The organism is Rhodanobacteraceae bacterium (assembly GCA_016713135.1).
Taxonomy (GTDB): Bacteria; Pseudomonadota; Gammaproteobacteria; order Xanthomonadales; family SZUA-5; genus JADKFD01.
In genome coordinates this window covers 630,348-643,608 of record JADJPR010000023.1, presented here as the reverse complement: position 1 = coordinate 643,608, position 13,261 = coordinate 630,348, and the positions used below count along the sequence as shown (strand labels likewise).

Genomic DNA, 13,261 nt, shown 5'->3' with positions numbered 1-13,261 from the left:
TCCGGTGTCGTCCGCGCACTCGCCCTCAGCCCCAGTCCCCAGCCCCCTTGATTTCCCACCCCTCAAACCGTCAACAGCAGGAACTCGCGTTCCCACGAGCTGATGACGCGCAGGTAGGTCTCGTACTCCTTGCCCTTGACGGCGGCGTAGCAGTTGACGAAACGGTCTCCGAGCAGCGCGCGCAGGGGCTTGCAGGCATTGAGGGCGATCAGCGCGTCCTCGAGCGAACGCGGCAGGCCGAAGCCCTTGTCCTGCGCGCTGCCGGCGAGTGGCTCGTTCGGTTGCAGCTTCTCGACGATGCCGAGGTAGCCGCAGGCCAGGGTGGCGGCCATCGCGAGGTAAGGGTTGGCATCGGATCCGGCGAAGCGGCTCTCGACGCGGGTGTTCTCGCGGCTGTCCATCGGCACGCGCAGGCCGCAGGTGCGGTTGTCGTAGCCCCATTGGACATTGATCGGCGCCACCTGGCCGATGGCCAGGCGGCGGTAGGAATTGACGTTCGGCGCGAAGAAGGGCATCGCCATCGGCACATACTTCTGCAGTCCGCCGAGGTAGTGCATGAACAGCTGGCTGTGCTGCCCGCTCTTGTCGCCGGCGAACACATTGTCGCCATCGGCATCCACCAGGCTCTGGTGGATGTGCATCGCGCTGCCGGGCTCGTTGGCCATCGGCTTGGCGAGGAAGGTGGCATAGATGCCGTGGCGCATCGCCGCTTCGCGCATGCAGCGCTTGAACAGGAACACGTTGTCGGCGCGGCTCATCGGATCGGCGTGCTGGAAATTGACTTCCAGCTGGCCGGCGCCGGACTCGTGGATCAGCGTGTCCACGTCCAGTTCCATGGTCTCGGCGTAGTCGTACATCAGGTCCAGGATCGGGTCGAACTCGTTGACCGCGTCGATCGAGTACGACTGCCGCGCGGTCTCCGGGCGCCCGGAGCGGCCCGCAGGCGGCTGCAGCGGGAAGTCCGGATCGGTGTTCTTCTGCACCAGGAAGAACTCGAGTTCCGGCGCGACGACCGGCTTCAGTCCCAGGCCCTCGTACAGCGCGAGCACGCGCCGCAGCACATTGCGCGGCGCCAGGTCGTGCGCACGGCCGTCACGGGTGTAGCAATCGTGGATCACCTGGGCCGTCGGATCCGACGCCCACGGCACCATGCGCACGGTGTCCGCGTCGGGGCGCAGGTACATGTCGGAATCGCTCGGGGCGACGATCTCGTCGTACTCGTCCGGATAGTCGCCGGTGACGGTGGTGGCGAAGATGCCTTCCGGCAGCCGGGTGCCGTAGTCGTGGCTGAACTTGGCGGCCGGGATGATCTTGCCGCGCGCGTTGCCGGTGAGGTCCGGTACCAGGCATTCGACTTCGGTGATCCGGCGTTCCTTCAGCCACAGCTTGAGCGTGCTTTCCTGCTGCTCTTCGGTCTGGCGCTTGGCGGCTTTCTTGCGGGCCATGTCAGCTTCTCGATGCGGCCCGCGCTCGCACCGCCGCAGCGAAGCGTTCGAAGATGCCGAGGTAGAAGGGGTTCTCGCGCACTTTCCATTCCGGGTGCCACTGCACTGCCAGCAGGAAAGTGTCGTCGCTGGCGAGGCGCACTGCTTCAATCAGTCCATCCGGCGCGCGCGCCTCGACGACCAGACCATCGCCAAGACGAGCGATGCCCTGGCCGTGCAGCGAGTTGACCATCACGTCATCAGCGCCGGCGACGGCGTGGAGCATGCCGCCCGGCGTCAGCGTGATCGAATGCGCCGGTGCGTACTGCACATCGAGCGGCTGGGTCTTGTCCTCGCGGTGGTCGTGGTGGCCGATGGTCTCGTGCACCTTCTGCAGCAGGGTGCCACCGAAGGCCACGTTGACCTCCTGCAGCCCGCGGCACACGGCCAGCAGCGGAATCCGATGGCGCACCGCGATTTGCACCAGCGACAGCGTGGTCGCATCGCGGTGCGGATCGTGCAGGTTGCCTTCCCAACTCGGCTCGTCGCTGTAGTGATGCGGCTCGATGTTGCTCGGCGAGCCGGTCAGGAAGATCCCGTCGAACCGGGGCAGCAGCGCTTCGAGGTCCAGCGGCGGATCCAGCGAGGGAAGCAGCAGCGGCACGCCGACCTGGGCGTCGATGATCGCGCGGACGTACTTCTCGCCGACTGCCTGGAACGGGTGCGGTTCGATCTGTCGACGATCGGAAGGCACGCCAATGAGCGCTGGTCCCGCCATGCGAGGGCCCCGTTACGAGTTGCCGCAAGGTACGCGGGATGATGTTTTTTTTCAACGGGGGAGGGAAGAAAGAGCGGGGCTGGGGGTTGGGGGCTGGGGCGTGTACGCGAGGAGTCGTGGCCAGATCGATGGTCCGCGGAGTGCGCTTTCAAGCGCGTGCGGGGAGCATGCAAGTCTGCGTCTCCACTCCGCGCACACGCCCCAACCCCTAGCCCCCAGCCCCGCTCCTGCCTCTTCCCCCTGATGAGTATTTTTTACGCCGCGCCCGGCTCTGTTAGCATCGGGCGACCTCCAGACGGTGCTTCGATCATGTCCGAACACGCCCTGCCGGCCGCCGATGCGGCGGTCCTGACGCAGATTCCCGGCTGCGAGATGATCGACCTGATCCTGCCCGATCTGAATGGCCTGCTGCGCGGCAAGCGGGTGACGCGCGATGCGCTCGGCAAGATCTATCAGTCCGGGGTGTGCCTGCCGATGTCGCTGATCGCCACCGACATCACCGGCAACACGGTGGAGGAAACCGGGCTGGGCTACGACATCGGCGACGAAGACCGCATCTGCCGCCCGGTGCCGGGCACGCTGCGGCCGATTCCGTGGCAGCGCAAGCCGATGGCGCAGGTGCTGCTGTCGATGGAGGACGCGCAGGGCGGCCAGTTCATCGCCAACCCGCGCGAGGTGCTGCGGCGGGTCCTGCTGCGTTACCAGGCGCTGGGGCTGACGCCGGTGGTGGCGGTGGAACTGGAGTTCTACCTGCTCGATGCGGACCTCCTGGTGGACGGCCGCCCGCAGACCTCGATCAACCCGGCCACCGGGCAGCGCAACCGCACCACGCAGGTCTACTACATGGAAGACCTGAACGATTACCAGGCCTACACCGATGTGCTCGCCGACGTCTGCCGCGCCCAGGGCATTCCGGCCGACACCGCGGTGGCCGAGTACGCGCCGGGGCAGTTCGAGATCAACCTCAAGCACCGCGCCGACGCGCTGGCCGCATGCGATGACGCGATCTACCTCAAGCGCGCGATCAAGGCGGTCGCCGGGCAGCAGAAGATGATCGCCAGCTTCATGGCCAAGCCTTTCGTGGACCAGGCCGGCAGCGGCACGCATATCCATGTCAGCCTGCTCGACCGCGAAGGCCGCAATGTCTTCGCCGGCACGCCGGAGACGCCAAGCCCGGCGATGCTCGCGGCCATCGGCGGCCTGCAGCGCACCTCCAGCGACTGCATGCTGATGTTCGCGCCGCATGCCAACAGCTACCGCCGCTTCGTGCTCAACGCCTTCGTGCCGTTGAATGACTGCTGGGGCTACAACAACCGCACGGTGGCGATGCGCATCCCGCATAGCGACCCGGCCAACACCCGCATCGAACACCGCATTGCCGGCGCCGACGCGAACCCCTACCTGGTGACGGCCGCGGTGCTCGCCGGCATGCTGCACGGACTGGAGGGCGGCTTCGACCCCGGCCCGCCGATTGTCGGCAACGCCTACGAACAGACCGAGCCGCGCACACTCTACTGGCGCGACACCATCGCCGATTTCATGCGCAGCGAGTTCATTGCCGACACCTTCGGCGCCGAGTTCCGCCACATCTACGGCCAGCAGAAGCTCAAGGAGCAGCAGAGATTCTACCGCGAAGTCACGACCCTCGAATACGAGTGGTACTTGCGGCAGGTTTGAGGTTCCAACTGACCGGTTAAACGCGGAGACGCGGAGGGCGCGGAGAAAAGCATTGAAGCGAGGGATTCGGCGCACTCACTAAATCCCTGCCGCTTTTCTCCTGCTCTTCTCCGCGTCCTCAGCGTCTCCGCGTTTAACCGGTCCGACGGGCCTGAGTCACGTTCCCGCGTTGAATGAGGCAGATCATGCCGCAGGCCCACATCCCTCCTGGTACTCCGCAACCGCCCAGGCCGCGCCCGATCACCCGGCGCTGCAGGGCAGCCTGCGCGCGGATGTGGTGGTGCTCGGCGGCGGGATCTGCGGCTTGTCCACCGCGATCGAACTGGCCGAGCGCGGCTACTCGGTGGTGGTGCTGGAGGGCGAGCGGGTGGGCTGGGGCGCATCCGGGCGCAGCGGCGGACAGGCGATCTTCGGCTACGGCTGCGAGATGGGGAAGATCGCCCGCCAGATCGGCATCGACGATGCGCGCAAGCTGTTCGACTGGTCGGTCGAGGGCGTCGACCTGATCGCCGAGCGCTGCCGGCGCTACGCGATCGACTGCGATCTTCGGCCCGGCCATGCGCACGTGGCGATCAAGCCGCGCCAGGTCGAGGAGCTCAAGCACTGGCAGCACGACCTGGTGGAGAACTACGGCTACACCGGCACCGAGCTCTGGGACCGCGCCAGGCTGCAGCAGACGCTGTCGACGGAACGCTACGCGGCGCTGCTGTATGACCCACGCAGCGCCCACCTCCCCCCGTTGAACTACACCCTGGGGCTGGCGCGCGCGGCGTTGTCGCTGGGCGTGCGTATCCGCGAGGGCAGCCGCGTCACGCGCATCGTCGAAGGCAGCGAGGTGGTGTTCGGTTGCGAGGGCGGCGAGGTGCGCGCGCGCTTCGGCGTTCTCGCCGGCAATGCCTGGCTGACTGGTCTGGTGCCGCAGCTGGAAGACCGCATCATGCCGGTCGGCACCTATATCTGCGCCAGCCAGCCGCTCGGCGCGGAGCGCGCGCAGGCGCTGATCCGCAACGGCATGGCGGTGGCCGATATCAACTTCGTGCTCGACTATTTCCGCCTGTCATCCGATCACCGGATGCTGTTTGGCGGACGCGTCAGCTACTCGGGCATCGACCCGCCGGCCCTCGGGCCGCGGATGCGTGCGCGCATGCACCAGGTCTTCCCGCAGCTGAAAGACCTCGACGTCGACCACGTCTGGGGCGGCTATGTCGACATCAGCATGAGCCGCGCACCCCACTGGGGCCGGATCTCGCCCAACCTCTATTTCGCCCAGGGTTTCTCGGGACACGGCATCGCGGCCACGGGCCTGGCGGGACGGGTGATCGCCGAGGCCATCCACGGCCAGGCTACGCGCCTGGACGTATACGCGCGAATTCCGCACCACAAGTTCCCCGGCGGCCGCGCGCTGCGCACGCCGGCGCTGGTGCTGGCCATGCTGTGGTTCCGGATGAAGGACTGGTTGTAAGCGCGGCAGCCTGACGGCGGAGGGAGCGACCGGAAGGGGCGCCTGCGCCCGATCACTGGATGCCGAGAACCGGAATTTGCGGCATGCTTTGTCCGGGTGCCGCCGGGCCCCCGTCCGACTGGAATGGAGACGCCGCATGCCTGTGCTTCGTCGTTGCGTCGCGCTGGCCCTTTCCCTGACCCTGCTTCTGGCGCATGCCGGTGCGAATGCACAGGCAGCCCTGGCGCGGGTTTCACCGGACCTGCTGCGGGCACTCGCCAGCGAGGAGCGTGGCACGCCGCCCACGGAAAGGGTCATTGTCAGCTTCGAAACCCCGGGATCCCGCGATGTGGTGCCGCAGCCGGCGCAAGTTCGCAGTGCGCGCGAGCAGGTGCTCGCTCGACTGCCCGTCGGCTCGTTCGAGCAGGTGGCCAGCTTCGATCGCATTCGTGCCGTCTCACTCAAGATCAACAGCAATTCGCTGGAAATCCTGCGGCGCACTCCGGGGGTGGTCGCGATCAACCGCGATCGCGTGGTGCGCAAGACGATGGTCGAGGCGAACGCCGTCACCAATGTCGCCCTGCTGCACGCCAGTGGCTACACCGGCGACGGCCAGGTGGTCGCGATCATCGACACCGGCGTCGACAGCAATGCCGGCGTGGTGCATCCGGCTCTCGCCGACGATCTCGTCGGCCAGGCCTGCTTCCGCACCGAGAACGACTGCATCGGCGGCGCCACCAGCGCCGAGGACCAGGACGGCCACGGTACCCATGTGGCCGGCATCATCACCGGCCCCCAGGGCGTCGCTCCCGATGCGCAGTTCCACGCGCTCAAGGTGTTCACCACTGGCGACACCAGCGACACCAACATCCTCAATGCGCTGAACCACATCATCGGCCTGAACATGACCACGCCGGGTGCGGTCGACCTGGTGAACATGAGCCTGGGCGGCGGCAACTACGCCACCAACGCCGCCTGCGACGCCGATGGCGCTGCCTACGTCAGCGCCTTCGCGACGCTCAACGGCCAGGGAACGGCGGTCTTCGTGGCCACCGGCAACGATGCCGAAACCGACATGGTCGGCAGCCCCGCGTGCATCACCGGTGCGATTGGCGTCGGTTCCACCGGCGATGCCAGCTTCTCGCTGTCGTTCGGCAGTTGCACCGACAACGGCGCACCGGACAAAGTCAGCTGCTACAGCAATGCCACGCCGGTGCAGGGGGCGGGCGAACTGGTTGACCTCCTCGCGCCCGGTTGCCTGATCACGTCGACCGGACTGAATGGTTCGGTGGCGGAAGACAAATGCGGCACCTCGATGGCCACGCCCTATGCCGCCGGCAGCGCCGCTGTGGTGCTCGAGTTCCTGCAAGGCCGGGGGCTGGTCTACACCCCGGCACAGCTCGAGGATGTGCTCGAGTTCACCGGCAAGCCGGTCCTGGACTACCGCATCCCGGCCAGCCCGCAGTACCCGCGGGTCGACCCGGTGGCGACCGTTGGCGCGCTGAGTTTCGCCGCGCCGCCCTCCGGATTCACCATCACCGGCACCACCAGCACCAGCATCAGCATGAGCTGGACTGGGGTGCCCGAAGCGACTGAGTACCGGATCTACCGCAATGTCCCGGGCGCGCCGGCGGTGCAGGTGGGCAGCGTGACCGTGCCGACGGTGAGCTTCACCGACAGCGGCGTCATTTGCGGCCCGCAGACCTATTTCGTGCGCGCCTGGGACGGCTCATCACTGTCTTTGCCCTCCAATGAGGACACCGGCACCGCGCGCGACTGCCCGCTGGCGCCCTCCAGCCTGGTCGCAACGCCGGTCAGTTCGACGGCGGTGACCCTCGATTGGAGCGACGCCAACCCCGACGAAACCAGCCAGATCCTGCAGCGTCGACTCAACAGCGGCGCCTTCGCCGACTACCAGACGCTGCCGGCGGGCAGTTCTTTCTCCCATCCCGAGACCGCGCTGCCCTGCGGCGTGTACCAGTACCGCGCCGTCGCCGAGCGCAACGGGGATCGCTCCGCGCCCTCCAATGTGGTCCAGTTCGCCGCCTGCGCGCCGGCCAACGACAACTTCGTCAACGCCGAAAACGTGGTCGCGGACGTGACGATCACCGATGTCGAGGCGAACGTGTCCTTCGCGTCCGAGGAGTCGGCCGATCCGGATTACTCCTGCAAGTTCGGCGGCGCGGGCCCGGGATTCCAGGGTCTCTGGTACCGCATCACCCCGACGGTGGCCACTCGCGTCACCGTCAGCACGGCCGCGACCACGATCTTCGCGCCGTCTGCCGGTGTGCCTGATACCCTGGCGGCCATCTATACCCACGATGGCTCCGCCTTCACCCAGATCGCCTGCAACGACGACATCAGCGGGAGCAACTTCCGCTCGTCGGTCAGCAGCAACCTCGCCGCTGGCACCACCTACTACGTGTTCGTCTCGCAATGGGTGCAGGTACCGCCGGGCACGGTCGGAAACCTGTCGGTGGCCTTCACCTGGTCGGCGCCGCCGGTGGTGCCGGACAACGATCTGGTGGCGAACGCCCGCGTGATCGGCGCCATGCCGTACAACAACACGGTGACGGCTGCGCAGAACGCCACGGTCTCGGCGACCGACTTGCCGCACAGTTGTTCGATCCTGGGACCGCGCATCGGCACGCACACCCTGTGGTGGACCTTCACGCCCGCCACCAATGGCCTGCTGGACATCGATACGCTGGCCAGCAGCGGCAGCTTCACCGACACGATAATGACCGTGTACAGCGGCAACCCCGGGAGTTTCACCGCGGTCGCATGCAACGATGACGAACCCGCGCCCGGGGCAACACTGCGTTCGGAGATCCTCGACCTGGCGCTGACCGCCGGTACCCAGTACACCATCTACGTGTCGCGCTGGTCGAACACGCCGACGGCATCCGCCGGAACCGTGGTGTTGAATGCGAGCTTCCAGCCGACTGCCGGCCCGCCGGCACAACTTGCGATCGGCACCCAGCCGGGCAACACCGCGGCGGGCGCAGCCATCACACCGGCGATCACCGTCAATATCCTCGATGCGGCCGGCGTGCAGACCACGTCCAATGCCGATGTGACGCTGGCCATTGGGACCAACCCGGGCAGCGGTACCCTGGCCGGTACCACGACCGTCGCCGCCGTGAATGGCGTCGCCACCTTCAGCAATCTGTCGATCGACAAGGCAGGAACCGGCTATACGCTGGCGGCGAGCAGCGTCGGCCTGACCGGCGATACCTCCGATCCCTTCAACATCACGGCCGCTGCCGCCAGCCAACTGGCGTTCCTGCAGCAGCCGAGCAATGGCGTGCCCGGCGCCGTGATTGCGCCGCCGGTCAGCGTGCGCATCCTCGATGCCTTCGGCAACCAGACGGCGTCGACGGCCAGCGTGGACATCGCCCTCGGAGCCAATCCGGGCGCGGGTACCTTGGGCGGCACCGCGTCAGTCGCCGCGGTGGCCGGGGTCGCGAGCTTCCCGAATCTATCGATCGACAATGCCGGCAACGGCTACACGCTGACGGCCGCGAGCGCGGGCCTTGCCGGCGCGACGTCGAGTGCGTTCAACATCAATTGCCCGGCGACGGTGGTCACCAATGGCAACGACAGTGGGGCTGGCAGCTTGCGGCAGATCATTGCCGATGCGTGCGTGGGCAGCACGATCACCTTCGCCGGCGGTGTGACCAGCGTCGGCCTGACCACCGCGCAACTGCTCATCAACAAGAATCTGACCATCGACGGCGGCGCCGGCGTGACCGTGACCCGCGTGGCCGGCAGCCCGAACTTCCGGATCTTCAGCATTGCAGCCAGCAGCACGGTCACGCTCGACAGCCTGACCATCAACAACGGCAGTACCACCGGCGTCGGTGGCGGCGTTTTCAGCGCGGGCACTCTGACACTGAGAAATTCCACGGTGACGGGAAATTCTGCCGGCACAAACTTCGGCGGGGGCCTGTGGACCCAGGGACCCACGGTTATCGACGGTTGCACCATCTCGGGCAATCAGGCGGGCAATGGCGGAGGACTGTCTCACGGGTTCAACACATTGACCATGAGCAACACGACCGTCAGCGACAACACAACGGCGTTTCAGGCGAGCGGCGTCAACATTCAGGATGCGACCGCCATCTTGGTCAACTGTACGATCAGCGGCAACCGCAGCAATTCCTCTCAAGCCGGCATCGCCCATTTCGTCTTCTCTCGGCCAGCGAGCAGCTTGGAACTGATCAATTGCACGGTAACCGACAACGTAGGCGCGGCGCAGGGATTCGGTGGCGTATGGACCGCTTATGGCCCGGATACACCTGGACAGACGGTGGTCACGCGACTGGAAAACACGCTGGTGGCCAGCAATTTCCCCGAGAATTTCACAACGACCACCGGAACCGCGGATACGCGGATACCGACGCCAAACGCGTTCCTGGCGTCGCTGGGCCATAACCTCGACAGCGATGGGACGAGCGGATTCGTCAATGGCAGCAATGGCGATCTGGTCGGCACCGTGGCGACTCCCATCAACGCGCTGCTTGCGCCACTTGGGACTTTCGGTGGCCCGACCGAGACCCACGCGCTGCTGCCGGGCAGCCCGGCCATGAACGCCGGCAACAACGCCGCCTGCGCTGCGGTGCCGGTCGGCAACCTGGATCAGCGCGGCGTCGCGCGGCCGCAACAGACGGCGTGCGACATCGGCGCCTACGAGTCGCGCGGATTCACGCTGGCGGTGACCGGCGGCAACAACCAGAGCCAGGGCCCGGGCCTGATCTTTGCCAGCACCCTCAGCGTGTCGGCGACGCCGGTGGCGCCGGGAGAGCCGGTGAACGGCGGCGTGGTGACGTTTACCCCGCCGGGCGCGGGCGCCAGTGCCGGCCTGTCGCCCAATCCTGCGACGATCAGCGGCGGCAGCGCCAGCAGTACGGCCACGGCAAATGCCACGGTCGGCAGCTACAGCGTGTCCGCGAATGCGATTGGCGCCAGCGCGCCGGTGAGCTTCACACTGACCAATGCGGGCGCTGAGCTCAGCATCGACGATGTGTCGCTGACCGAGGGCGACGCCGGCACCAGCAATGCGGTGTTCACGCTCACACGCACAAACAACCTGACCGATTTCATCGTTCCCTATAGCGTCACGCCAGGCTCGGCGCAGGCGGGGAGCGACTACATGACAACATCAGGCACCATGCAATTTGTCGCCGGCGGCCCGCTGACTCGGACCATCAGCGTGCCGATAGTGGGCGACCTGATCGTTGAAGCCACGGAAACAGCGACGCTGTCCCTGAGCGCCCCGATCAACATTGTCGGCGTGACCACCCTCGCCGATGGCAGCGGCTTGCTGACGATCAGCGACAACGACAGTGCGGTGGTGGCGTTCAATCCGGTCAGCGTCAGCCAGACAGAGGCGACCACGCCGATGGCGTTCACGGTGACGCTGAGCAACCCGGTGCAATCGGGCGTGATGCTGACGCTGAACTCGGCGCCGGGAACGGCGACGGTGGCGGACTTCACGATCGTCGGCGGCACGGTGAGCTTCGCGCCGAACAGCAACACCAGCCAGACGGTCAACGTGGCCATCAACAACGATGCGCTGGACGAGGACGACGAGACGTTCACGCTGACGCTGTCGGCGCTGACCGCGGTCGGCAACGTGACGCCGGGCACGCTGGTTGCCACCGGCACCATCCTCGACGACGACCTGCCGCCGGTGATCTCGATCAGCAACCCGAGCCAGCCGGAGGGCAACGGCGGACTGACGCCGATGAGCTTCCAGGTCAGCCTGTCGGCGGCCTCCGGTCGCGATGTGAGCTTCACGCGGGCGACCGCTGATGGCAGCGCGACGGTTGGCAACAACGACTACCAGCCGTTGGCGCCGACGCTGATCACGATCCCGGCCGGCCAGCTGGGGACCACGCTGGCGGTGCAGATCGTTGGCGACACCGCCTTCGAGGGCAACGAGAGCTTCAGCGTGGACCTCAGCAACATTGTCAACGCGACCGTTGCCGCATCGCCGCTCATCGAGGGTTCGCCGGCGAGCCTGAGTGGTACCGGCACCATCCTCGAGGACGACCAGCAACCGACCACGACCACGATCACCTCGGACCTGCCCGATCCGTCCGTGGTCGGCCAGCCGTACACGGTGAGCGTCACGGTGGCGGCGCAGACGCTGTCGCCCAGCGGCACGGTGACCATCAGCGACGGCAGCGCGAGTTGCGGTCCGGTGACGCTGACGGCAGGCACCGCGCCGAACGCGACGGCGAGCTGCGCCCTGACCAGCACCACCGCCGGCGCCAAGACCCTGACCGCGAGCTACACCGCCGCGACCACGGCCTTCGGCGACAGCAGCGGCACCACCAGCCACCAGGTCGATCCGGCCAGCACCAGCATCAGCGTGACCGGCCCGACCCGCAGCCGGATCAACCAGCCGACGAGCTTCAGCTTCGCCCTCAGCGTCAACGCGCCGGGTGCGGGCACGCCGACCGGTACGGTGACCCTGAGCAGCGGATCGGCCAGCTGCACGGCCACGCTGCCGGCGACCGCTTGCGACCTGAGCTTCGACGCCCTCGGCAACCGCACGGTGAGCGCCAGTTACGCCGGCGATGGCAACTTCAGCGGCTCGAGCAGCAGCGGCCCTGGCAATGCGCAGACCTTGGTGTATGCGTTGTCCGATCTGTCGCTGACCAAGAGCGACGGCGTGCCGACCTACGAGCCCGGCGATCTGCTGGTCTACTCGGTGATCGTGCGCAACCTTGGGCCGGACGCGGCAGCCATCATCCGCATCACCGATGCCATCCCGGCCGGCCTGATCGACGTGACCTGGACCTGCGACGCCTCTGGTGGCGTGGCCTGTCCGGTGACCGGCGGCACGGGCAACCTGGATGTCACCATCGCCAGCTTCCCGGTCGGCGGCCTGCTGAACTTCACCTTCTACGGCAACGTGGACGGCAGCCCGGCGAGCATCGCCAACACCGCGGCGATCACCCTGCCGGCGGACACCACCATCGAGGATCCGGTGCTGGGCAACAACAGCGCGACCGACACCGATTTGCTCGACGGGCTGTTCGCCAATGGCTTCGAGGACCCGCAGGTGAACGCGCCCACCGGCAGCGTGCGCATCCCGGCGATCGTACTCGGGCGCACGCTGGGCGATGACGCGACCATCGTGTTGCGGCTGACCGATGCCAACGGCGAGGCGGTCCGCGTCTACGCGCGGCTGCACGAGGCGGCAATCCAGTACGCCGTGGCCCGCCGCGCCAGCAACGGACGCCTGCGCCTGGGTGCGTGGACTGCGTTGCCGGGCGAGCCGACGTTGAGCTGGACTGCCCGCCAGGCGAGCAACGGCTGGGTGGTGGAGACCGTGGAGCTGCGCTGAGCTGGCATACCGGGGCGCCGCAAGCGCGGCGCCCGGTGAGCCGCGCTGAACGAACCAGACCGGGAGATCGAGGATGAGCGTCTTGACGGCCCTTTGGGCAGCGATTCTTGCCAGCACGCCTGCGCCGCCGCCAGCGTGCGATGCGGTCGAGCATCATCAGTTCGACTTCTGGATCGGCAGTTGGGAAGTGCGCAGCAGTGACGGAAGCAAGCTGCTGGGACACAACCGCATCGTGCGCGAGGCCGGCGGCTGCGCGTTGCATGAGCACTGGCGTGGTGCCAGCGGCTTGTCAGGGATGAGCCTGAACGCCTGGGACGGTCAGCGCAAGCGCTGGACCCAGTTCTGGGTGGGCGGAGATGGCCTGATCCTGCGCCTCGAAGGCGCCCTGGCTGACGACGCCATGGTCATGCGCGGTGAGCTGCCGACCGCCAGTGGTGGCCTGCAGCAACAGCGCATCACCTGGACGCCGCGCGAGGACAAGCGTGTCGAGCAGCGTTGGGAAACGTCGGACGACGGCGGAACGACCTGGGTCGTGAGCTTCCTGGGCGTCTACGCACGCGTCGAGTAAGCTGTTCACCGAC

Annotated in this window: 6 protein-coding genes; 4 read left to right on the top strand and 2 right to left on the bottom strand. The window is 67.1% G+C overall.

Going from position 1 to position 13,261, the window contains the following annotated elements:
- Positions 1 to 62: 62 nt before the first annotated feature.
- Positions 63 to 1,445 (bottom strand): glutamine synthetase, encoded by a 1,383-nt coding sequence (locus IPK27_22580; protein ID MBK8070291.1) that lies wholly within the window; start codon positions 1,443 to 1,445, stop codon positions 63 to 65.
- 1 nt (position 1,446) lies between these two features.
- On the bottom strand, positions 1,447 to 2,202 hold the full coding sequence (locus IPK27_22575; GenBank protein MBK8070290.1) for a gamma-glutamyl-gamma-aminobutyrate hydrolase family protein: 756 nt from the start codon (positions 2,200 to 2,202) through the stop codon (positions 1,447 to 1,449).
- 309 nt (positions 2,203 to 2,511) lie between these two features.
- Between IPK27_22575 and IPK27_22570 the strand changes: the two genes are divergently transcribed.
- The 4 genes from IPK27_22570 (at position 2,512) to IPK27_22555 (ending at position 13,248) form a co-directional block, all read left to right on the top strand.
- A complete protein-coding gene (locus IPK27_22570; protein MBK8070289.1) occupies positions 2,512 to 3,879 on the top strand; it encodes a glutamine synthetase in 1,368 nt (455 codons plus the stop codon).
- Positions 3,880 to 4,030: 151 nt separating this feature from the next.
- Positions 4,031 to 5,341, top strand: coding sequence for an FAD-binding oxidoreductase (locus IPK27_22565; GenBank protein ID MBK8070288.1), 1,311 nt, complete (start codon positions 4,031 to 4,033; stop codon positions 5,339 to 5,341).
- Positions 5,342 to 5,477: 136 nt separating this feature from the next.
- Positions 5,478 to 12,680: a S8 family serine peptidase gene (locus tag IPK27_22560; protein ID MBK8070287.1), complete on the top strand. Its 7,203-nt coding sequence runs from the start codon at positions 5,478 to 5,480 to the stop codon at positions 12,678 to 12,680.
- Between the two features lie 73 nt (positions 12,681 to 12,753).
- The gene (locus tag IPK27_22555; protein ID MBK8070286.1) at positions 12,754 to 13,248 is read left to right on the top strand and encodes a hypothetical protein; all 495 of its coding nucleotides are present in this window, start codon (positions 12,754 to 12,756) and stop codon (positions 13,246 to 13,248) included.
- Positions 13,249 to 13,261: the final 13 nt, after the last annotated feature.

Bases quoted from the DNA above. Each gene is read 5' to 3' on its own strand.
- IPK27_22580 (MBK8070291.1), bottom strand. From the start codon at position 1,445: ATGGCCCGCAAGAAAGCCGCCAAGCGCCAGACCGAAGAGCAGCAGGAA.
- IPK27_22570 (MBK8070289.1), top strand. From the start codon at position 2,512: ATGTCCGAACACGCCCTGCCGGCCGCCGATGCGGCGGTCCTGACGCAG.
- IPK27_22560 (MBK8070287.1), top strand. From the start codon at position 5,478: ATGCCTGTGCTTCGTCGTTGCGTCGCGCTGGCCCTTTCCCTGACCCTG.
- IPK27_22575 (MBK8070290.1), bottom strand. From the start codon at position 2,202: ATGGCGGGACCAGCGCTCATTGGCGTGCCTTCCGATCGTCGACAGATC.
- IPK27_22555 (MBK8070286.1), top strand. From the start codon at position 12,754: ATGAGCGTCTTGACGGCCCTTTGGGCAGCGATTCTTGCCAGCACGCCT.